The sequence below is a fragment of the Streptomyces sp. NPDC023723 genome, from assembly GCF_040639815.1.
Taxonomy (GTDB): Bacteria; Actinomycetota; Actinomycetes; order Streptomycetales; family Streptomycetaceae; genus Streptomyces.
On the sequence record NZ_JBFAAP010000002.1, the window covers coordinates 393,698 to 413,655 of the forward strand.

Genomic DNA, 19,958 nt, shown 5'->3' on the forward strand with positions numbered 1-19,958 from the left:
GAAGGGTGGGGCTTGGTGGGGTTCTTTATTCCCCGAGAGTCCTTTATGGGTAGTCGCCCGCGACACCGCAACGCGGATATCCGCGTCCCGGTGCGTCAGCGCAGGCCAGCGATGAATTCCACCCAGGCGGAACGGTTCAGCAGGAGGACGGGGCCGTCCGGGTTCTTGCTGTCACGGACGGGAACGGTGTCCATGAATCCGGGGGCCACCTCGACGCAGTTGCCGCCGTTCTCTCCGCTGTAGCTGCTCTTGATCCAGGCCGTCGCGCTGACTTCGTGGCTGCCCATGGTGCCCGTATCCCTCCAACGCGTCGCCGATGAAAGCGGAAGACTCACTGGCCGACATGACATCTGCTCTGAGCACATCATAGGTATGGGCGTGCTGCGCATAGACGGCTGGATCGCAGGAGAAGTGGCCCCGGTCCAACGACTCCGAGTACACCCATCGCTCGCCCCCAGGGAGTTCGATGAGCGACATGGACACATTGGGCCGCAGCAACCGCGCGTAACGCGCGGGGGCGACCTGGACACGGATGTTGGCGCGGTGTCCGGCCTCCAGCAGAGCCGCGCACTGGTCTCGCATGACCTCCGCGTCGCCCACCACGTTCCGCAGGCAGCTCTCGTCCAGGACCGCGAAGTACGAGGGGCCGCCCTCGGACAGGAAGCGCTGCTGCCGACTGAGCCGGGCCCGGACGCGTTCCCGCAGTTCCTCGCCGTCCGCGACGCGGGCGAACAGCGCCGTCGCGTAGCGCTCCGTCTGCAACAACCCTGGAATGAGCCGCTCTTGATACTCCCGAAGGGAAACCGCCACCGCATCCATCTCAGCCCGGCGCCGGAACCAATCCGGATGCTCCACCTGCGGATACCAGTCGATCCGCCCCCACAGCTTCAGCAGCACCCCGCCCGTGCCCAGCAACGCGTCGCACGTGCGCGCGAACGTGTCCTGAGGTACCCGCGTACCCGCCTCCACCCGCGCGACATGCGACCGGTCGCAGGGGATGCGCCTCGCCAGCTCGGTCTGCGTCAGGCCCGCCGCCTCCCGGAAATGCCGGAGCACCTCGCCGAACACCGCCGCCGTACTGGCTCCCGAGGCCGCACCCTCCGCGTTGCGCCGACTCACCCCAGCCCCTCCCCCGCCGTGCCAGTGCCCGAGTGTCACGCGGCAAGCATTGATCCTCATGATTCCCCTGCGCAACGCTCACTACACACAGAGTGACGAGAGGGAATGGCATGGAACTGGGAGCGCTGCTCTACGATCCGCGTCGGCGCATGGTCGGGGAGTACCGGGACCGCCTGGGCGCCCATCTGATGCTCCGCCCGGTCGGCGGGGGCCGCGAGTGGGAGGCCGATCCGGCGGCGGTGCGGCCGGCCACTTCGGAGGAGCGGCTGAGTGCCGGGGTCCGGGCCGCCAACGACCGTTCGGCCATCGGCATGGTGACCGACGTCCCCGTACCCGTTCTCGACCGGCATCGCAGGCGGGAACACGGCACAGTTGGCGGCATGAACATGGATCAGGAAACGGCACGCGGGTGGCTCGCCACCGCCGTCGAAGAGGCCCGCGCGGGGCTCGCGGAGGGCGGGATGCCGATCGGGGCCGCGCTCTACGGGGCGGACGGCACACTGCTCGGGCGCGGGCGCAACCGGCGGGTCCAGGACGCCGACCCGGCCACGCACGCGGAGACGGCGGCGTTCCGGGCGGCGGGGCGGCAGCGGTCGTACCGGGGGACGACGATGGTGACGACGTTGTCCCCGTGCTGGTACTGCTCGGGGCTGGTGCGGCAGTTCGGGATCTCACGGGTGGTGATCGGGGAAGCCGTCACCTTCCACGGCGGGCACGACTGGCTGGCCGAGCACGGCGTGGAGATCGTGCTGCTGGACGACGCCGAGTGCGAGAGCGTGCTGCGTGGCTTCGTCCAGCAGCATCCGGAGCTGTGGGGCGAGGACGTCGGTCAGACGCCCGCGTAGGAGTGCTTGCCGGTGACGAAGATGTTGACGCCGTAGTAGTTGAACAGCCAGCAGCCGAAGGCGATCAGGGCCAGGTAGGCGGCCTTGCGGCCCTTCCAGCCGGCCGTGGCGCGGGCGTGCAGGTAGCAGGCGTAGGCGACCCAGGTGATGAAGGCCCAGGTCTCCTTGGGGTCCCAGCCCCAGTAGCGGCCCCAGGCGTCGCCCGCCCAGATCGCGCCCGCGATGATCGTGAACGTCCACAGCGGGAAGACGGCGGCGTTGACGCGGTAGCCGAACTTGTCGAGGGTGGCGGCGGCGGGCAGGCGGTCCAGGACGGAGTTGGCGAAGCGGCCCGGGGTGCCGCCGGACGCGATCTTGTTCTCGTAGGAGTCCTTGAACAGGTACAGGATGGTCGAGACCGCGCCGACGTAGAAGACCGCGCCGCACAGGATCGCCGTGGAGACGTGGATGTACAGCCAGTACGAGTGCAGGGCGGGGACGAGCTGGTCGCTGGCCGTGTAGAGGACGGTGACGGCGAGGCCGAGGTCGAGCAGGACCGTGGTGACCAGCGGCAGGCCGAGCCAGCGGACGTTCTTCTTGAGCAGCAGCAGCGTCAGGTACACACCGACGGCGACCGTCGAGAAGGTGATGTTGAACTCGTACATGTTGCCCCACGGCGCCCGCTGCACCGAGAGCGCGCGAGTGAGTACGCCGCCCAACTCGATCAGGAAGCCGAGGAAGGTGAGCGAGATGGCGATCCGGCCGTACAGGTCGCCCTTCTCGGTGCCGCCCGCCGCGCCGGGCCCGTCGGGGACGTCACGAGTGCCGGCGGCGGCCCGGACGACGACCTTGGGACGTTCCAGTACGGCGGTCCCGCCCGCCTTCTGCACGGTGACCGCGGGAGCGGCCGCGCCCCGCGTGGTGAGCGCGGCGGCGGTACGGCCGACCTTGCTGCGGCTGCCGAAGATCCACTCGGCGATGTAGGCGAAGAAGGCGAGGGTGTAGACCGCCATCGCGGAGTAGATCAGCGTGTTGCTGGTGTTCGCGAGGTTCTCGTTGGTCGCTGCGGCCAGCTGGGTCGCGTCGGCGAGAGTCACTTCTGCTCAGCCCTCTCGGGAGTGGATTCGGCGGTGGGTTCAGGGAACGTGTCGTACAGGACCCCGGCCAGGTCGCCGAGTTCCTCGGGAAGCTTCGCGGACTCGCTGCGGCCGAGGCCGGCCAGCTCGACGACGGTGCCGCCGTCGGGGCCTGCCACCGCCCGCACCCACACCCGGCGGCGCTGGATGAACAGGGAGCCGGCCAGGCCGAAGATGGCGACGATCGCGCCGCCGAGCGCCCAGCCGCTGCCGGGCTGCGCGGTGACCTGGAAGCCGGCCCACTCCTGGATGCCGTCGAAGGTGACCGAGCCGTTGCCGCCGGGCAGTTTCATGGTCTGGCCGACGGTGAGCTGCTTCTTGTAGAGGTCGCCGTTGGCGTCCTTGAACTTCTTCAGGTTCGTGTCGTCGAGCTGGTAGACGCTCTGCGGGATGCCGGAGTCCACGCCGAGGTCGCCGTGGTAGGCGGAGAGCGCGAGCATCGGGTTGAGCAGGCCGGGGAAGGCGGAGAGCATCGTGGAGCCCTTGCCGCCGTAGGTCGGCAGGAAGAACGCGTTGAAGCCGAGCTGCTCCTTCTCGCCCTTGGCGTTGCGGTAGCCGTCCATCACCTTGATGGCGCCGGAGGAGGTGACGTTGGCGTCCAGCGGCAGCAGGGCGTACGCCTCGTGGTCCACGACGACGTCGCCGTCGGCGTCCCGGACGGTGACGATCGGCGCGTAGCCGTGGCTGACCAGGTAGACCTTGGAGCCGTCGATCTCCAGCGGCTCGTTGACCTTGACGGTGGTCGACTTCTGCTTGCCGTAGGCGCCCTCGCTGTACGTGATCCTCGCTTCGTAGGTGCGCGGGGTGCCCTTGTTGGGGCCGGAGGTCTCGTAGGTGCCCTTGAAGTCCTTCAGGGTGAAGCTGAACGGGGCCAGGTCGTCCTGCGACCACAGGTTGCCGGACTTGAAGTCGTCGTACTGGGTGAGCGTGTTGGAGAAGCCGTCGCCCTCCAGGACCAGCTTGTTGCCCTCGTACTTGAACAGCTGGCCCCAGCCGAAGGCGATCAGCATCACGATCAGCGCGATGTGGAAGGCGAGGTTGCCGACCTCCCGCAGGTAGCCCTTCTCGGCCGCCACGGCGTCGTCGGTGAGGTGGGCGCGGAAGCGGCGCTTCCGCAGCAGCTTCAGCGCGGCCTCGCGGACCTCCTCGGGGGCGGCCCCGGTGCGCCAGGTGGTGTACGCGGGCAGCCGGGTCAGGCGGCGCGGGGCCCGGGGCGGGCGGCCGCGGAGCTGGCCGACGAACTGCCAGGTGCGCGGGATGATGCAGCCGACCAGGGAGACGAACAGCAGGATGTAGATCGCCGAGAACCACACCGAGCTGTAGACGTGGAACAGCCCGAGCTTCTCGTAGACGGGCGCGAGGGTGGTGTGGTCCTGCTGGAACTGGTCGACCTTGGTGGCGTCGACGCCGGTCTGCGGGATCAGCGAGCCGGGGATCGCGCCCAGCGACAGCAGCAGGAGCAGCAGCAGCGCGACCCGCATCGAGGTGAGCTGCCGCCAGAACCAGCGGACCCAGCCGATGACGCCCATCGCGGGCAGGTTCGGCGCCTCTTCCTTGGGCGCGGTGGACAGCTGGGAACCGGCGGCGCCCAGCTCCTGCTCCTCACCGGGTGCGCGGGTCTCGTCGGGCCCGGTCTTCGCGGTCTTGCTCATCCGTCAGATCCCTACAGTGAAGCCGTTGGACCAGGTCTGCATCTGCTGCACGATGCTGTCCCAGGCGCCGGTGAGCAGCAGCAGCCCGGTGGCGATCATCATGACGCCGCCGATCCGCATCACCCAGACGTAGTGCCGCTTGACCCAGCCGAAGGCGCCCAGCGCCTTGCGGAAGGCGACCGCGGCGAGCACGAAGGGCACGCCGAGGCCGAGGCAGTAGGCCACGGTCAGTATGGCGCCGCGTCCCGCGCTGGCCTGGTCGGAGGAGAGCGCGAGCACCGAGGCGAGGGTGGGGCCGATGCACGGTGTCCAGCCGATGCCGAACAGCGCGCCGAGCAGCGGGGCGCCGACCAGGCCGGTGGCGGGCCGCTTGTGGAAGCGGTACTCGCGCTGGGTGAGCCAGGGCATCAGGCCCATGAAGAAGACGCCCAGGACGACCATGAGGACGCCGAGCACCTTGGTGAGGACGGAACGCTCCTCCTGGAGGGTCTGTCCGAAGAAGCCGAACAGCGCGCCGCCGGAGACGAACACGGCCGTGAAGCCCAGTACGAACAGGGAGGCGCCGAGGGCCATCCGGCCGCGCCGGGCGTCGGCCAGGTCGGTGCCGGTGACCCCGGTCACGTAGGAGAGGTAGCCGGGGACCAGGGGCAGCACGCAGGGCGAGAAGAAGGAGACCAGACCGCCGAGGAGGGCGATCGGCAGGGCGAGCAGCAGCGCGCCGCTGCGTACGGTCTCGCCGGGGTCGGCGGCGAGCATGGACGACACGGCGGTCACGTCACTTCTCCGCCAGGACCGGCTTGAGCATCTTGCGCAGATTCTCCTCGCTGAGCCCCTGGAGGGTGCGCGCGGCGATCTTCCCGTCGCGGTCTATGACCAGGGTGGAGGGGATGGCCTGCGGGTTGAGCGTGCCCTTGGCGAAGCGGAGCATCAGCTTGCCGGTGGGGTCGTACAGGCTCGGGTAGCTGATCCCGAACTCCTTCTCGAACGCCTTGGCCAGGCCGGTGGAGGCGTCGCGGGTGTTGATGCCGACGAACTGGACGCCCTGGTCCTTGACGTCCTGGTAGACCTTCTCGAAGTTCTTCGCCTCGGCGCGGCAGGGCGGGCACCAGGAGCCCCAGATGTTGAGGACGACGACCTTGCCCTTGTAGTCGGCGATGTCGGCCTGGCCGCCGTCCACGGTCTTGCCGGACAGGTCGGGGACGGCCGCCCGGTCGCCCCGGTCCACCGTGGCGATGCCGTCCGCGCCGGTGATGTAGTTGGTGTCACCGCCGCCGCCCGAGGTCCCGCCGGAGCCGCACGCGGTCACGAGCAGCGCGCCGGCGACCGCACCGGCGGCCAGGGCGGCGCGGCGGCGGACGCGGGCGGTGGTGCGGTTCGAGCGCTGGGGGGCGCGGCTGGCGGCACTCATGTGAAAAGTTTCGCATGTCCGTTCCGAGGATCTTGCGCACCCCCCTGACGGGCACGAAACCGCACCTCAGGCCGTGGTCGGCGCGGCGCCCAGGAACGTCTTCCAGCCGCCGGCCGGCCCGGTGCCGACCGCCAGGGTGCGCAGTTGGTCGAGGACGTCGGGCCGCTGCGCGTCCAGCCAGTCGGTGAACTGCCGGAAGGAGACCAGCCGGACGTCCCCGCCCTTCTCCTTCTCCCGGGCGATGTGCTTCAGGGCCTGCTCCACGGCGTCCATGTAGAGGCCGCCGTTCCACTCCTCGAAGTGGTTGCCGATGAAGAAGGGCGCCCGGTTCGTCTCGTAGGCCCGCTGGAAGCCGGCTGTGTAGGACTGGGTGGCCTGCTCCCGCCAGCCCGGGTAGTTGGCGGGCGGCGCCTTGGTCGAGTTGACCGACTGGTTGGCGAGCATGTTGTAGTCCATCGACAGGACCTCGAACGAATGGCCGGGGAAAGGTATCTGCTGAAGCGGGAGGTCCCAGATCCCGTCGCGCTTGCGCGGCCACACCTGCTGCCCGCCCGGCGAGGAGGCGTCGTAGCGCCAGCCCAGCTCACGGGCGGTGGGCAGCAGGTTCTCCTGGCCGAGCAGACAGGGCGCGCGGCCGCCGACGAGTTCCTTCTCGTAGTCGAAGGGCAGGGCGGGCAGCCGCGTCCACCCGGTGTTGGTCCGCCACTCGGTGACGAACTTCTTCGCCTGGTCGATCTCGCTGCGCCACTGCGCGGAGGTCCAGTTGGCGACCGAGCCGGACCCGGCGCAGAAGTGCCCGTTGAAGTGGGTGCCGATCTCGTGCCCCGCCAGCCAGGCCCGCCGGACGTTCTTCAGCGTCTCCTTGATGTGGGCGTCGGTGAGGTAGCCGATGTCGGAGGCGCCGCGCTGGTTGTTCGGCGGGTCGTAGAGCCGCTTCTTCGACTCGGGCAGCAGGTAGAGACCCGAGAGGAAGAAGGTCATGTGCGCGTCGTGCTCCTCGGCGAGGTCCAGGAAGCGCGGGAAGAGCCCGTTGCCGACCTCGCCGGCCCCGTCCCAGGAGAAGACGACGAACTGCGGCGGCGCCTGCCCCGGCGCCAGCGGCTCGGCCGCCTCCGGCTGGTGCGGCTGCCTGCCGGTGTACTCCGTGGAGCCGTCGCCGAGCGGGCGGGCGCTCACGGTGGGCCGCGCGCCGGCACCGGCGGCCCGCGGCCTGAGTCCGTCGGCCGGCAGGGAGCCGCCGCAGCCCGTCAGCCCGGCGGCCGCCGCGGCGCCCGCGCCGAGACCGAGGGCACCCCGGCGGGAGAAGGTACGGGCTGGCCCAGGGGTGGTGGAGGTAGGCATCGCGGCCCCGTTCGTCGTTCGTCGCGTTCTCTGTGGTCGCCCTGTGAGAGGACGCGACGAACGTGCGGGTTCCGGAACTACGTGCGATTACCGTAACGAAGGTAACGAAGGCACCGAAGCTGACGAATCACGATGCCTGAACTGCTTGCTTTCCAGCCCCCGTACGCCTTGCTTTCCTAGGCCCCGTACGCCTTGCTCTCCTAGGCCCCGTACGCCTTGCCCTGCCCCTTCACCGGCTTGGCGCCGGCCAGCAGATGGGCCGGGACGAGGTCGCGGGCCGGTTCCGAGTAGCCGACCGACACGATCCGGTCGCCCTGGTACGTGAACGTGGTCAGGGACGCGAGCGTGCACTGCCGCTTGCGCGGGTCGTGCCACAGGCGGCGCCGCTCGACGTAGGACCGGACGATCCAGATCGGCAGCTGGTGGCTGACGACGACGGCCTCGTGCCCGCGGGCCCGGTCCTTGGCCGTGTCCAGCGCCGCCTTCATCCGCACCACCTGGTCGACGTACGGCTCGCCCCAGGACGGCTTGAACGGGTTGACCACGTGCTTCCAGTTGGCGGGCCGGCGCAGCGCGCCGTCGCCGATGCCGAAGGTCTTGCCCTGGAAGACGTTGTCCGCCTCGATGAGCCGCTCGTCGGTGGCCAGGTCGAGGCCGTGCTCCTTGGCGATCGGCGTCGCCGTCTCCTGCGCCCGCTCCAGCGGCGAGGCGACGACATACGTCACGTCGCGCGGGGCGAGGTGCTCGGCGACCCGGTCGGCCATCCGGCGGCCCAGCTCGGAGAGGTGGTAGCCGGGGAGGCGGCCGTACAGCACCCCGCTGGGGTTCTCCACCTCGCCGTGCCGCATCAGGTGGACGACGGTGATGTCCGCTGCGCTGCTGTCGCTCATGCCGTGGCCTCCGCCGCCGCGCGGGCCGCCGCCGGCAGGGCATCGGCGATCCGCCGCACGGCCCGCTCGTCGTGCGCGGTGGACACGAACCAGGACTCGAAGGAGGACGGCGGCAGGTAGACGCCGTTCGCCAGGAGGGAGTGGAAGAAGGCGGAGTAGCGGAAGGACTCCTGCGCCTTGGCGTCCGCGTAGTTCCGCACCGGGCGGTCGGTGAAGAACACGGAGAACATGTTGGCCGCGGTCTGGATCCGGTGCGCGACCCCCTCCTTGGTCAGCGCCTCGCCGACCAGCTGCTGGATCTGCCGGGAGGTCTCGTTGACCTTGTCGTAGGCGGCCTCGTCGAGCAGGCGGAGCTGGGCGAGGCCGGCGGCGGTGGCGACCGGGTTCCCGGAGAGGGTGCCGGCCTGGTAGACCGGCCCGGCCGGGGCGAGGTGCGCCATGACGTCCGCGCGCCCCCCGAAGGCGGCGGCGGGGAAGCCACCGCCCATCACCTTCCCGAAGGTCATGAGGTCGGGGACGACGCCCTCGACCCCGTACCAACCGGCCCGGCTGGTGCGGAAGCCCGTCATCACCTCGTCGGAGACGAACAGCGCGCCGTTCGCGGCGCAGGCGTCCTTGAGGCCCTGGTTGAACCCGGGCAGCGGCGGTACGACGCCCATGTTCCCCGGCGACGCCTCGGTGATCACGCAGGCGATCTCACCGGGGTGGGCGGCGAAGGCGGCGTGCACGGCGTCGAGGTCGTTGTACGGCAGCACGATGGTGTCGCTCGCCTGGGCGCCGGTGACGCCCGGGGTGTCGGGCAGCGCGAAGGTCGCGACCCCGCTGCCGGCGGCGGCCAGCAGCGAGTCGACGTGACCGTGGTAACACCCGGCGAACTTGATCACCTTGGTGCGCTGGGTAAACCCGCGCGCGAGCCGGATGGCCGACATCGTCGCCTCGGTCCCGCTGGACACCAGCCGCACCTGCTCCAGCGGGGCGACCCGCTCCACCATCGCCTCGGCCAGCGCGACCTCGCCCTCGGCGGGCGTGCCGAACGACGTCCCGCGCGTGACCGCCTCCTGCACGGCGGCGATCACCTCGGGGTGCGCGTGCCCGAGGATCATCGGCCCCCAGGAGCAGACGAGGTCCACGTACTCCCGGCCGTCGGCGTCGGTCAGGTACGGCCCGGTGCCGGACACCATGAACCGCGGCGTGCCGCCCACCGCGCCGAAGGCCCGCACCGGGGAGTTCACCCCGCCGGGCGTGACGGCCGCGGCACGGTCGAACAGCGCCTGCGAGGCAGGTGCTTCGTATGGATATGCCAGTTCGCTCATGACCTGCGACTTCTCCGACCTTCTCGGACTCCGGTTGGGTGGATGACCTCTTCAGGGTAGGCCAGCGGGCAGGGGCTGCCGGGGGTGGGCGGCGGGAGCCGGGCGCCGGGACCCGGGCGGCGGGTGCGGCCGAAGTCCGCTGGTGGGGCGGTGGCGGCGGCCCCGGCGGGAACACCGATGATCGGACAACCGTTGCCGAAGGCGTGTCGTCTGCAAGACTGGGACCGGAGCTCGGCCGTCTGGCCGCGGGCCGTCGCGGGTGTCTTCGCGGGTGTCCTCGTGGGTCCCCACGGGTGCCCTCGCGGGCTCCCGCAGGCGCCCTCGCCGGGTCCCCGCGGGGTCCTCGCAGGGTCCTCGCGGGTCCTCGCAGGGGTCCCGCGGACAGATGTTTCACCGCACGTTTCGGCGGGCGGCCGTGGGGGAGGTCACTGACACGATGATCGGGTTGCGCGGCGGGGGCCACGCGTCCTAGAAAAGCAGTCGGGTGGAGATATGCATCGCGGTGGCGGACTGGGCGAGGGGACCGACGACCTGGGTCCTCGGCGCGCCCGCCGGGGCAGGCACCGACGCGAGGCGGAGGAAACGACCGAGGCACGTCAGGCACACGCTGGACCGAATGAGCCCGACCGGCTCGACCGCGAGGTCGACCGGCTGCGGGCCGGGAGCAGGAATGGTGGTCGGGTGGGGGTGACGTACAAGTACTTCGGCGCGCCCGACGGCGCGACCGCGGCCCGCGTGCCGATCTCCATGCGCCCCGAGGAACTCGGCGGCGACGAGCTCGGCAGGAACGGCATGTTCACCAAGATCAAGCCGGAGACGATGGCCGCCATGGTCCTCACCGGCATCGAGGGCGTCCCGCTGCACCGCGTCCCCCCGCTCGAACTCGTCGTCCTGCACCCCGACTACGCCGTCGTGAAGCTCCCGATGACCGTCGTCGACCCGCTGCGCGGCATCGGCGAGGAGGCGGTCGGCGCGGCGGCCTTCATCTGGTCCACGGTGCCGGACCGCGGGGGGCCGCGGGACGCGTTCAACGTGTACCAACTGCTGCACGAGTGGCAGGACTTCTCGCACCGGCTGCATGAGGCGGGGCATCAGGCTTATTGCCTGGTGTGGCCCTGAGCCGGGGTTTCGTGGGAGTCGGGCGCGGCTTCGGGCCTCGCCCTTGTTCGTGCCGGGAGGGGCGGGCCGTCAGGCTGCCAGGGCACGTTGAGGGCACATCGGCTTTGCCGGGGCACCGAGGTGCCCAGGGTGGTGCGGGTCCTGCTGGATCATCGGCCGGCCTCACTCCGGCGACGTCGGCGCGCTTCGGGTGGCGATGAGTATCTGTTCCGCCCGGGTGGTGTTGTCGCTCCGGACGGCCTGAGCCAGCACGGCGCGAGCGGCCTCGGGAGCCGTCTCCGGCGGAACCACCAGCAGCGAGAAGACGTCCCGGTCGCCTCGGGTGAGGAGAACGGTGTCATCACCCACCGCGAACGAGTCGATGTGCACCACCCGGGCGTCCACGACGATCCGCGTCGTGAGCCCGTCCCAGGCAGCGGCGTCCAGTCCGACTCGCGTGATCGGGCCGACATGGCCAGTGAGGGCGTCCACCAGCGCGGGCAGCTCGCCACGGACGTCGCGCGACCGTGGCCACCACGCACCGTCGAGCACACCTTCTCGCGACTCCGTGGTCCGCAGCCGGAGCAGCGCGTATCCGGGCCGTACGTCCCGTGAACGCCACCCGGCAGGTGCCGGGCAGCCGAAGGGGGGTCGGAGCCGGTCATGAGAATCACCTGTTTCCCGACGTACCGATCCCGCTCGCTCCGTCTCGACAGCGCGCCTTCCGCGGAGCGGGTGATCCCGGTCTCGGAACAGCCGGGCCGGGGTGGCCGTAGTGGAAGGCGGCGATGCGTTCATCGTGCTCGGCGTTGAGCAGGTGGATGACAAGCACGCCCAGGGCGATCGCCGCCAAGAGCACGATCGCGGTGACGAGGATTTCCCTGGTGGTCACATCCCCTACGCCTGGTTCGGTACGCCGGCGGTGGCTCGGGGGATCGGCGGAAGCGGGGCAGGATCGGCCACGTGCCCACCTTCGGAGTTCCAGACCGCTTTCGAGGCACGCCGTCGACGCCGGCTGCTTCGGCCGCGTGGCTGATGGCGGCCGGGAGCGACCCCCTGGGGACATCGACCGCGAGCCGGCTCGTGGCGGAGGCGGAAAACTTGGGGATTGCCGCGAAGGACGACAGGACGGTGCCTACGAGTCCGTAGGTGACGGCGTTTGACGCGATCAACGGTGAGAAGACGACGCTGGAGAAGACCCTCAGGCCGAGCAGACCGATCACGGTGGCCACCGCGCCCGGCAGCAGGGCCCGCCAGCGGATCCGGCCGCCGAGCAGCAGATGCTGGGACCACCAGAGGAACAGAACAGCGCTGAGCGATGCGACAACCCCTCCTGCCAACGGCTTCGGACGGAACGTGGTGGTGGCGGAGAGGAAGAGGTATCCGGTGAGAACGCCGATCCAGACCAGATGCCGCCGCCTGGCCCACCAGCGCGCCGGTGGCAGGTCCCAGACCTTCTCGTAGCCGGTCTGCACCGCCGCGCCGAAGGAGAGGCCGAACACGGCAAGGGCAGCCAACGACCCGCCCCAGCGGTCCGTACCGGGTCCACCACGAGCCATCAGCCGGCCTTCGCGCTTCTCGACGACGCGCCCTCAGGCAGCATCACGGTGGCCTTCGCACCGCGCTCCTCACGGAGAGCACCCGTGCGCCTTCCGGCGCCACCGGTCACTGCCGCCAGTCTCCCCGGACCCGTTGCCGGTCCCCGCGTGTCCGTTCGCGCCGGTCCCGGCGGCGGACGAAGTCGCCCGGCGCAAGGTCGCCCTCCATCAACCGCCCGACCGCGAGACCGACGGCTCCCAGTCCCAGGACCAGTAGGAACGCCCAGGCGTTCCCGAAATAGGCGGCGAACCCCAGGGCCATTCCCGTGATCAGGCCCACTACGGCTCTGCTCATCACGTCTCCTTCGCCTGCACCGGCCCTTCCACCCCGACTACTGGACGCGCTGCCCCTCTTCCTCCTCTTCCTCCTCATCGGGCAGTTTCACGTCGCTCACCGTGATGTTGACTTCGACGACTTCCCGACCCGCCATCCGCTCCACCGCCGAGACCACGTTCTCGCGCACTTCACCGGCCACGTCCGTGATCGGGACGCCGTAGTCGACGACGATCTCCAGATCAACGGCCGCCTGCAACTCTCCGACCTCGACACTGACTCCGCGGGTGGCGGACCGGCCGCTCCCGGCGCCAGGCATCCGTTCCCGCATGGATCCCGCGCGGGCGGATCCGCTGCCCAGGGCATGGACGCCGCGCACGTCCCTCGCCGCCATTCCGGCGATCTTCGCCACCACTACATCCGCGATGGTCGTCCGGCCGCGAGACCCGGGCGCTCCACCACGCTTGACGCCGGTGTTCTCAGTCATCGCGACAGTCCTCCCTCACGAGGCACACACGGCACTCTCGTTCAAATGTACGCCTTTCATACCTTTTGCTCCAACTGGCGATCGGACCTCCGTCCACCACTCGACATGGATCGCAGCGCGCCGCGAAATATCCAATCCCGCCCTCCCTGTCAGCCAACCCCGCCGACGTAAATATTAATTGAAGAATAGTCGCGCGCATTGGGGTTCTGAATTTTCAACCGGGCGCGACCCGCCTGCAATCAATCCCACTCGGACACATTCCCTCGTAATATGCCACCAATTCTCAAGCTTCCCGGCAGGAAAAAGGCCCGGTAGCTCACGGCCCCTCCACAGGAAATGGCCTCTCAAATGAAGCTGAAGATCCCGCAGGCGGCCAGATGCCGCTCTTTGACCGGATGGCTGACCACAGGACTCGCTGCGACGGTTGCCGCCGTGATGGTCGCCGTCGTGCCGACGCCTGCCGAGGCGATCGCCACGCCCGTACCCCTCGGCACGGCTGCCAGTTTCTCGGTTCTGGCAGGTTCCGAGGTCACCAACACCGGGCCGTCACGCCTCAGCCAGGATCTCGGAGTGAGTCCGGGGACGGCCATCTCCGGGTTCCCCCCGGGCCAGGTACTCGGTGCCGTGCACGCGGCGGACCAGGTAGCCAACGACGCCAAGAGCGACCTCGTCACGGCATACAACAACGCCGCGAGCCAGGCCACCGACTTCGCCCTCGCGGCGGGAATCGGTGCCGGTCAGACCCTGCTCCCCGGCGTCTACACCGCTTCGTCCGGTGTGGGCCTCACCGGTGACCTGATCCTGGACGCCGGCGGGAACCCGAACGCCGTCTGGGTCTTCCAGATCCCCGAGGCGCTGACGACGGCCTCCTCCAGCCGGGTGCTGCTCACGAACGGCGCCTCGGCGTGCAACGTGTACTGGCAGATCGGAAGTTCGGCCACGCTCGGCACCAACTCGACGTTCGTGGGCACCCTCATGGCTCTCACCTCGATCAGCGTGACCACGGGGACGAACATCGAAGGTCGGGCTCTCGCTCGCAACGGCGCCGTGACGCTCGACAACAACAGGATCTTCCCGGGCAACTGCTCGGCCGCGACCTCCGGCACCACGTCCGGTACCACCACCGGCACGACGACCGGGACCACGACCGGGACCACGGTCGGCACCACGACCGGTACGACCACCGGCACCACCGTGGGCCTGATCGGTGGCGGCCTCCTGGGCGGGCCGCTCGTCACCGGCGGGGGCACCGTGGGGTCCACCTCCGGCAACACCGCCGGCAACACGGCGGGCAACACCGCCGGGAACACCGGTGGGAACAACGTCACCGCGGGGAACACCTCGGGCAACACCGCCGGCAACGCCACCGGCGGCCACGGCGGCAAGCCCGGTGGTGGCCACGGGGACGACCACGGCGGCAAGCCCGGTGGCGGCCACGGAGACGACCACGGCGGCAAGCCCGGTGGCGGCCACGGAGAGGGGCATGACGAGGGCGGCAAGCCCGGCAAGGAGCACGGAGGAATGCCCGGCAAGCCGGACCACGGCTACGGCATGGGACCTGCCGAGTTCCCCGGCAGCTACGGCTACGGCGACGCTCCGAAGACCGAGGAACACGAGGACTCCAAGGGCTAGACAGCCCATCGAGCTGCGATGAGTCCCTTCACCGGATGACGGCGCGCTGCGGAATCACATCGATTCCGCAGCGCGCCTCCGGTGCGTCTCCAGATGCATACCGACCGCGGGCAGAAGACATGAAGGCAAGGTGGGCGGTGTCCAGCCGAATCGAACCAGCGGACGTGCAGGACCTCGGGCAGTCCGACTCCGGTCCGCCGCGGGAACGCCACGGCGAACCGGGCGCTTCCGGATCACGGCCGGTGGGCGTACGGCTACTGAAAACGGTCCTGCATACGACCGTGTTCCTCTGCCTGGCCGTGACTCTGGTCCACGTCGCCCTCGTCTTCTTCCACGTCGCACCGCCCAACCCCGTCTCTCGGCGGTACAGCCAGCAGATCGACGCATGGGTCTACCCCCTCTTCGAACAGAACTGGCGGCTTTTCGCGCCCAATCCCGATTCCGTCAACCGACAGGTCCTGGCGAGAACCGCGCACGCCGGCCCCGATGGATCAATGCAAGTCAGTCCTTGGTTCGACCTGTCGGCCGTGGACAGTGAGGCCATCGAACACCAGGCGTTTCCCAGCCACACGGCGCAGAATCTGCTGCGCCGCGCCTGGGCCGCTTACGCCGAATCGCACGGGAAGGACGACACCGCTCGCTCTGAGCGGGCCGTGATGCTCCAGAAATACATGAACAACATCGCCTCGGACCGCGTCGCCGAACACCGCGGCGACAGCATCCGCGACATCGACTTCATTCAGCTCCGGGTCATCACTCTCCCCGTCGCGTCGCCCGGCTCCAACGCAGCGGACAGCCCACCGAAACCTGTCGAGAACCGACTCCTGCCCTGGTGGAAGGTGACCTCTCATGGGAAGTGAACGGCTGCGCAAGCTCCCCGCTGCGGCGATCACGCTCGTCACCGGCCGACCGGTATCCCTGTACGCCACGTCGGTGCTGCGCATCGGCTACGGACTGCTCTACCTGGTCTTCCTGCTGCGCGAGTTCCCGCACCGCCACGAGATCTGGGGTCCGGACTCCCCGTGGACACCCGCGTTGGCCGCGCAGCTCTTCGACCAGACCGGGTGGTACAGCTTCCTGCTCCTGTCGGACAACCTCACCTACTTCGAGCTGTGCTACGGGATGGCTCTCGTGACGTCCGCGCTGTTCATGCTCGGCTGGCGCACCCGGGCCACGTCCATCGTGTTCGCCGTCGTGGTGACGTCGTTCCACGCCCGCTCGATCTTCATGACGGACGGAGGCGACAACCTGGTCCTCCTGATGTCCCTCTACCTCGTTCTCACCGCGTGCGGCCGACGCTGTTCCCTGGACGCACGCCGCGAGCGGCGCAAGGCGTCTCGCGCGGCCGGTGCGGCGACCCGTGCGAAGAGTCCCGGCCCGACCGCTCGGCAACTCCGCGATGCCCGCGCCACCTTGACCACCGTGGTGCACAACTGCGCAGTCTTCGTCATCGCCGCCCAGGTCTGCTTCCTGTACGGATCAGCCGGCCTGTACAAGGTCCAGGGATCGTACTGGGCCGACGGCACGGCACTCCACTACGTACTGCACCTCGAACTCTTCCAGCCCTGGCCCGCGCTCTCCCTCTTCTTGGACCAGTACCCTCTCGCGATCGCGGCCATCAGCTACCTGACCGTGCTCACCCAGGTCGCTTTCCCGTTCGTGCTGTTCGGCAGGCTCAAGTACCCCGCCCTCGCGATCCTGCTGGGCATGCACGCCGGCATCGCGGTCCTGCTGGGGCTGCCGGTCTTCTCGGGTGCCATGATCATCGCGGACGCCGTGTTCCTGCCCGACCGCTTCTACACCTCACTGCCCCGCCTGGGGCGCCGTACGGCACGGCGCCTCGGCGTACGGCTGCCGCGGCCCCGCGGAGAGACCCGGGTGACCGGGGGTGGCACCGTGCCTCCGCAGGTCAAGTCCGGGAGCCCCGGCTTGCACCTGCGGTGAAGGTCGGCGGCAGGGCGGAAGGGATGACACCGACGGTCCGCCGGGGCCACCGTCAGCGACGGCCTGCGGGCAGGGCGCAGGTCGCGGTTCCGCCCGGCAGACGGTCGCGGTTGTTCGCGACGATCCGGTAGACGCCGTGCGCGACCCAGCGGAACGGCGGCAGGGTGAGCAGCGCGCCGAGAACGGCCCACCCCTTGCCTGCGCGCAGCAACAGCCTGGCCACCGCCTGCGCACCGCCGTGCACGGCCCCGACGGGCGTGATCCACAGGGCCTCGTACTCGGCCTGACTCTGAGTGGCGCCCAGAGCGGCCAGGTCAGCGAACTGCCACGGCGTGATGGAGCAGTCAGGTCGTAGCAGGCGTACGAGGAAGGTGACTGACGTCGTACAGAATCGGCAGTCACCGTCGTAAACCAGTACAGGTCGGGTCCGCATGGCAGCAATCCTGCCTCACCAGGGCAGTCGGCCAGGGCAGGCCCCCCCTGGCGCTTCCGACGGTTCATCGTCACGAGCCGACGCGGCCGGGGTCTCGGGCCTCAGGCTCGCGATGCAGCGGGTGGGGTGTGAGACGGCCACGGCCAGTTGATCGACCGGGGCACCGATGTGCCTGAGCGGAGGCCAGGTCGCCGCCCCTTTACGCCTCGGCCTCGGCTTCTCTGAAGGCGTCGTCGATCGTCTTCCGGGTTCGACTCTCGCTGGACGGAAGAAGACGCGTGTACGTCCGGAGCGTGAAGCCCGGGTCCAAGTGGCCGAGGTATTCCGAGGGCGCCTTGATGCTCTCCCCCGCGTCCAGGAGCACGGAGGCGTACGCGTGCCGGAGGGCGTGCATGCCGTGCTCCGGGGCCGCCTGGAGGTACCTCACACCGCGCTCGCGGGGAGGGATCACGCCGGCGGCGACCAGGGCTCGCTTCCAGGCGCCCAGGTTGAAGACACTGCGGTTGTACGCCCGGCCCTTGTCGTCGACGAAGAGCAGCCGGAAGGTCTTGGGCTCGCCGTCGGGCTTCGCCCAGGGCAGCGTGACCGTCCGGATCCACCACGGCGAAGGACGGTACCGGAGGAGGAACTGGCGGAGGAACTGGCGGAGGAGGAAATCCCGTCCGGGCTCATACGAACGCGCCTTCCGGACTGGTAGGCAGTCGAGCGCGAAACTCGCATACGTGGAGGGCACATCCAGGGCACATGAGCCTGGTCGAGCATTCCCAAGTCAGCGTCCCGCCGCTCCCAATCGCTGCACGAGTGACAGGACTCCAGCCACCGGCTGCATGAGGCGGGGCATCAGGCTTATTGCCTGGTGTGGCCCTGACCGGTTCGCCCGACCAGCACGAGGACTTGCCCCGCATCAGGCGCGTCAGGCACATCAGGCACATCGGGCAGTCGACGGCGTCCAGCCGCAGGGGCTTCCAGGTGCGCGCCCGGCCGTCGGGCTGTCCCGTTCAGGGTGACTACAGCTCAGGCTCCGGCAGTTCCGCGGTGACGGCGCGGATGGCGTCCCGGAGCCAGCGCTGTCCCGGGTCGCCGTCGAGCCGGGGGTGCCAGGCCATCTGGTAGTCCAGTGCGCGGATCTCCTGGGGAGCGGGCAGGATCCGGATGCCGGGATCCGGGTGCTGTTCCGCGAGGAGCCGCGCGGGCAGGGTGAGGATCAGCCGGGTGCCCGGGACCGAGCGCAGGGCCAGGGAGTGGTAGGGCACGGTCAGTCCGGCCCGGCGGCGCTCACCCAGGTCTTCCAGGCGCTGTTCGATCGCGGTCTGCCGCTCGCCGATGGTGCCGACGATGACATGGGTGGCGTCCAGGTACTCCCGCAGGGCGATTTCCGGCTGCTCGGCCAGCGGATGGTCCGCGCAGAGCACGCACACGAACCGGTCGTCGAGGAGGTGTTCGGTGCGCAGCGCGGTGGCCGGTGCCGACCTGGCGAAGAACACGAGGTCGACGACGCCCCGGTCGAGGTCCTCGTAGATGGTGTCGTGCCAGGTGCGGAAGTGCAGCGTGGAGCGCGGCGACTCGCGGAAGACCCGCCGGAAGACCGCGGGCGCGAACACCTGGGTGAAGTCGGTCCCCGCCACCCGGAAGACCTCGGCGGCCTCGGCCGGGTCGAACCCTTCGGGGGCGAACAGGCTCTCCAGTCGCGGCAGGACCGCCCGCAGCTGGCGCTGGACGCGCTCGGCGCGCGGGGTGAGCCGGTACCCGCGCGGCGTGCGCACCAGGAGTTCGTCGCCGAGGGTGTCCCGCAGCCGTCCCAGGGCCCGGCTCATCGCCGGCTGGCTCATGCCGGCGACTTCGGCGGCGCGCGAGACGTGCCGCTCCTCCAGCAGTGCCGCCAGGGGCGCCAGCAGGTTGAGGTCGACCCGTTCGATATGCACCATACGCATAATCTACATTTCAATGATTCATTAGACAAATAAAAGCAGGCGGCGGAGGGTTGATCCCGTCACCGGGCGACCGCCCGGGAACCCTCCAAACGCAGGAGCAGCCATGAACGGCGCGGAATCGGTGCCGCAGAACGGATCCGGTCGGCCCAGGGTGGCCGTGGTGACCGGCGGCTCGGGCGGCATCGGCGGCGCGGTCGCACGCCGGCTGGCCGCGGACGGCATGACCGTCGTCGTCCACTACGCGGGCAGCGCGGCGCGGGCCGAGGCGGTCGTCGAGTCGGTCACCGCGGCGGGCGGCACGGCGCTGGCCCTGCCCGGCGACATCGCCGAGCCGGCCGAGATGACCGGGCTCTTCGACACCGTGGAACAACGCTTCGGCGGCGTCGACGCGGTCGTCAACACCGCGGGGATCATGCTGCTCGCCCCCCTCGCCGAGATGGAGCTGGACGACTTCGACCGGATGCACCGGGTCAACGTCCGCGGGACCTTCGTGGTCTCCCGGCTCGCCGCCCGCCGGCTGCGCCCCGGCGGCGCACTGATCAACTTCTCCACCTCGGTGACCCGGCTCCAGCAGCCCGGCTACGGCGGCTACGCGGCGACCAAGGGCGCGGTCGAGGCCATGACCCTGATCCTGGCCCGCGAGCTGCGCGGCCGGGACGTCACCGTCAACGCGGTGGCCCCCGGACCGACCGCGACACCGCTCTTCCTCGACGGCAAGAGCGAGGAGCTGATCACCCGGATCGCCGGCGCCGCGCCCCTGGAGCGGCTCGGCACTCCCGAGGACATCGCCGAGGCCGTCGCCTTCCTGGCCGGCCCCGCCGGCCGGTGGATCAACGGCCAGGTGCTGTACAGCAACGGCGGCATCGCCTGACCCTCGC

Annotated in this window: 20 protein-coding genes and 3 pseudogenes; 6 read left to right on the forward strand and 17 right to left on the reverse strand. The window is 69.9% G+C overall.

The window, feature by feature from the left end:
• Positions 1 to 95 precede the first annotated feature (95 nt).
• Both AB0G32_RS04635 and AB0G32_RS04640 read right to left on the reverse strand, forming a co-directional pair.
• Positions 96 to 209 carry a DUF397 domain-containing protein gene (locus tag AB0G32_RS04635; RefSeq protein WP_361158007.1) on the reverse strand — a complete coding sequence of 38 codons (114 nt, stop codon included), beginning with the start codon at positions 207 to 209 and terminating at the stop codon, positions 96 to 98.
• A complete protein-coding gene (locus AB0G32_RS04640) occupies positions 172 to 1,119 on the reverse strand; it encodes a helix-turn-helix transcriptional regulator (protein WP_361158009.1) in 948 nt (315 codons plus the stop codon). Before AB0G32_RS04640 ends, AB0G32_RS04635 begins: the two co-directional genes overlap by 38 nt.
• Positions 1,120 to 1,505: 386 nt before the next feature.
• Here AB0G32_RS04640 and AB0G32_RS04645 point away from each other — a divergent pair, with 386 nt between their 5' ends.
• Positions 1,506 to 1,964 (forward strand): nucleoside deaminase, encoded by a 459-nt coding sequence (locus AB0G32_RS04645; RefSeq protein ID WP_361158247.1) that lies wholly within the window; start codon positions 1,506 to 1,508, stop codon positions 1,962 to 1,964.
• Here the strand turns inward: AB0G32_RS04645 and ccsB are convergent.
• The 7 genes from ccsB to hemL all read right to left on the reverse strand — a co-directional run bounded on the left by ccsB (position 1,949) and on the right by hemL (position 9,683).
• Entirely contained in the window at positions 1,949 to 3,040 is a 1,092-nt protein-coding gene (gene ccsB, locus AB0G32_RS04650) for a c-type cytochrome biogenesis protein CcsB (RefSeq protein ID WP_361158012.1), read from the reverse strand. The genes AB0G32_RS04645 and ccsB overlap by 16 nt on opposite strands.
• Positions 3,037 to 4,731, reverse strand: a complete 1,695-nt coding sequence (locus AB0G32_RS04655) for a cytochrome c biogenesis protein ResB (protein WP_361158014.1) — start codon at positions 4,729 to 4,731, stop codon at positions 3,037 to 3,039. Before AB0G32_RS04655 ends, ccsB begins: the two co-directional genes overlap by 4 nt.
• 3 nt (positions 4,732 to 4,734) lie before the next feature.
• Positions 4,735 to 5,487 (reverse strand): cytochrome c biogenesis protein CcdA, encoded by a 753-nt coding sequence (locus AB0G32_RS04660; protein ID WP_361158249.1) that lies wholly within the window; start codon positions 5,485 to 5,487, stop codon positions 4,735 to 4,737.
• 19 nt (positions 5,488 to 5,506) lie between these two features.
• Entirely contained in the window at positions 5,507 to 6,139 is a 633-nt protein-coding gene (locus tag AB0G32_RS04665) for a TlpA disulfide reductase family protein (protein WP_361158017.1), read from the reverse strand.
• A 66-nt stretch (positions 6,140 to 6,205) separates the two neighbouring features.
• Positions 6,206 to 7,480: a hypothetical protein gene (locus tag AB0G32_RS04670; RefSeq protein ID WP_361158020.1), complete on the reverse strand. Its 1,275-nt coding sequence runs from the start codon at positions 7,478 to 7,480 to the stop codon at positions 6,206 to 6,208.
• Between the two features lie 200 nt (positions 7,481 to 7,680).
• A complete protein-coding gene (locus AB0G32_RS04675) occupies positions 7,681 to 8,370 on the reverse strand; it encodes a histidine phosphatase family protein (protein ID WP_361158023.1) in 690 nt (229 codons plus the stop codon).
• The gene (gene hemL / locus AB0G32_RS04680; protein ID WP_361158026.1) at positions 8,367 to 9,683 is read right to left on the reverse strand and encodes a glutamate-1-semialdehyde 2,1-aminomutase; all 1,317 of its coding nucleotides are present in this window, start codon (positions 9,681 to 9,683) and stop codon (positions 8,367 to 8,369) included. Before hemL ends, AB0G32_RS04675 begins: the two co-directional genes overlap by 4 nt.
• A 681-nt stretch (positions 9,684 to 10,364) precedes the next feature.
• On the opposite strand from hemL, the gene AB0G32_RS04685 reads away from it, so the two are divergent.
• Positions 10,365 to 10,802, forward strand: coding sequence for a hypothetical protein (locus AB0G32_RS04685; RefSeq protein ID WP_361158029.1), 438 nt, complete (start codon positions 10,365 to 10,367; stop codon positions 10,800 to 10,802).
• A gap of 162 nt (positions 10,803 to 10,964) precedes the next feature.
• Here the strand turns inward: AB0G32_RS04685 and AB0G32_RS04690 are convergent.
• The 5 genes and pseudogenes from AB0G32_RS04690 to AB0G32_RS04710 form a co-directional block, all read right to left on the reverse strand.
• Positions 10,965 to 11,446 (reverse strand): annotated as a pseudogene (locus tag AB0G32_RS04690) (DUF5994 family protein).
• A gap of 459 nt (positions 11,447 to 11,905) precedes the next feature.
• Positions 11,906 to 12,310: pseudogene (locus AB0G32_RS04695) on the reverse strand (ribonuclease BN); the annotation flags it as partial.
• A 136-nt stretch (positions 12,311 to 12,446) separates the two neighbouring features.
• Positions 12,447 to 12,674: a hypothetical protein gene (locus tag AB0G32_RS04700; protein ID WP_361158032.1), complete on the reverse strand. Its 228-nt coding sequence runs from the start codon at positions 12,672 to 12,674 to the stop codon at positions 12,447 to 12,449.
• 37 nt (positions 12,675 to 12,711) lie between these two features.
• Positions 12,712 to 13,140 (reverse strand): Asp23/Gls24 family envelope stress response protein, encoded by a 429-nt coding sequence (locus tag AB0G32_RS04705; protein WP_361158035.1) that lies wholly within the window; start codon positions 13,138 to 13,140, stop codon positions 12,712 to 12,714.
• Positions 13,141 to 13,484: 344 nt separating this feature from the next.
• Positions 13,485 to 13,616 carry a hypothetical protein gene (locus AB0G32_RS04710; protein ID WP_258876816.1) on the reverse strand — a complete coding sequence of 44 codons (132 nt, stop codon included), beginning with the start codon at positions 13,614 to 13,616 and terminating at the stop codon, positions 13,485 to 13,487.
• On the opposite strand from AB0G32_RS04710, the gene AB0G32_RS04715 reads away from it, so the two are divergent.
• From AB0G32_RS04715 to AB0G32_RS04725, 3 genes are all read left to right on the forward strand, one after another.
• Entirely contained in the window at positions 13,588 to 14,772 is a 1,185-nt protein-coding gene (locus AB0G32_RS04715) for an ice-binding family protein (protein WP_361158038.1), read from the forward strand. The two genes, AB0G32_RS04710 and AB0G32_RS04715, sit on opposite strands and share 29 nt — an antisense overlap.
• A gap of 242 nt (positions 14,773 to 15,014) precedes the next feature.
• Entirely contained in the window at positions 15,015 to 15,632 is a 618-nt protein-coding gene (locus AB0G32_RS04720) for a DUF5819 family protein (protein ID WP_361158251.1), read from the forward strand.
• Positions 15,622 to 16,716 carry an HTTM domain-containing protein gene (locus tag AB0G32_RS04725; RefSeq protein ID WP_361158041.1) on the forward strand — a complete coding sequence of 365 codons (1,095 nt, stop codon included), beginning with the start codon at positions 15,622 to 15,624 and terminating at the stop codon, positions 16,714 to 16,716. Before AB0G32_RS04720 ends, AB0G32_RS04725 begins: the two co-directional genes overlap by 11 nt.
• A gap of 52 nt (positions 16,717 to 16,768) precedes the next feature.
• On the opposite strand, the gene AB0G32_RS04730 is transcribed toward AB0G32_RS04725, so the two are convergent.
• From AB0G32_RS04730 to AB0G32_RS04740, 3 genes and pseudogenes are all read right to left on the reverse strand, one after another.
• On the reverse strand, positions 16,769 to 17,149 hold the full coding sequence (locus tag AB0G32_RS04730) for a DUF393 domain-containing protein (protein WP_361158044.1): 381 nt from the start codon (positions 17,147 to 17,149) through the stop codon (positions 16,769 to 16,771).
• A 199-nt stretch (positions 17,150 to 17,348) separates the two neighbouring features.
• A pseudogene (locus AB0G32_RS04735) lies at positions 17,349 to 17,735 on the reverse strand (site-specific integrase); the annotation flags it as partial.
• 421 nt (positions 17,736 to 18,156) lie between these two features.
• Positions 18,157 to 19,074, reverse strand: a complete 918-nt coding sequence (locus AB0G32_RS04740; protein WP_361158047.1) for a LysR family transcriptional regulator — start codon at positions 19,072 to 19,074, stop codon at positions 18,157 to 18,159.
• Between the two features lie 109 nt (positions 19,075 to 19,183).
• Here AB0G32_RS04740 and AB0G32_RS04745 point away from each other — a divergent pair, with 109 nt between their 5' ends.
• Positions 19,184 to 19,951: an SDR family oxidoreductase gene (locus tag AB0G32_RS04745; RefSeq protein ID WP_361158049.1), complete on the forward strand. Its 768-nt coding sequence runs from the start codon at positions 19,184 to 19,186 to the stop codon at positions 19,949 to 19,951.
• Positions 19,952 to 19,958 lie beyond the last annotated feature (7 nt).

Excerpts from the sequence above, each read along its gene's own strand:
- AB0G32_RS04645 (WP_361158247.1), top strand. The coding sequence starts at position 1,506 with ATGGATCAGGAAACGGCACGCGGGTGGCTCGCCACCGCCGTCGAAGAG.
- AB0G32_RS04655 (WP_361158014.1), bottom strand. The coding sequence starts at position 4,731 with ATGAGCAAGACCGCGAAGACCGGGCCCGACGAGACCCGCGCACCCGGT.
- AB0G32_RS04660 (WP_361158249.1), bottom strand. The coding sequence starts at position 5,487 with ATGCTCGCCGCCGACCCCGGCGAGACCGTACGCAGCGGCGCGCTGCTG.
- AB0G32_RS04665 (WP_361158017.1), bottom strand. The coding sequence starts at position 6,139 with ATGAGTGCCGCCAGCCGCGCCCCCCAGCGCTCGAACCGCACCACCGCC.
- AB0G32_RS04670 (WP_361158020.1), bottom strand. The coding sequence starts at position 7,480 with ATGCCTACCTCCACCACCCCTGGGCCAGCCCGTACCTTCTCCCGCCGG.
- AB0G32_RS04675 (WP_361158023.1), bottom strand. The coding sequence starts at position 8,370 with ATGAGCGACAGCAGCGCAGCGGACATCACCGTCGTCCACCTGATGCGG.
- hemL (WP_361158026.1), bottom strand. The coding sequence starts at position 9,683 with ATGAGCGAACTGGCATATCCATACGAAGCACCTGCCTCGCAGGCGCTG.
- AB0G32_RS04700 (WP_361158032.1), bottom strand. The coding sequence starts at position 12,674 with ATGAGCAGAGCCGTAGTGGGCCTGATCACGGGAATGGCCCTGGGGTTC.
- AB0G32_RS04705 (WP_361158035.1), bottom strand. The coding sequence starts at position 13,140 with ATGACTGAGAACACCGGCGTCAAGCGTGGTGGAGCGCCCGGGTCTCGC.
- AB0G32_RS04725 (WP_361158041.1), top strand. The coding sequence starts at position 15,622 with ATGGGAAGTGAACGGCTGCGCAAGCTCCCCGCTGCGGCGATCACGCTC.
- AB0G32_RS04730 (WP_361158044.1), bottom strand. The coding sequence starts at position 17,149 with ATGCGGACCCGACCTGTACTGGTTTACGACGGTGACTGCCGATTCTGT.
- AB0G32_RS04740 (WP_361158047.1), bottom strand. The coding sequence starts at position 19,074 with ATGGTGCATATCGAACGGGTCGACCTCAACCTGCTGGCGCCCCTGGCG.
- AB0G32_RS04745 (WP_361158049.1), top strand. The coding sequence starts at position 19,184 with ATGAACGGCGCGGAATCGGTGCCGCAGAACGGATCCGGTCGGCCCAGG.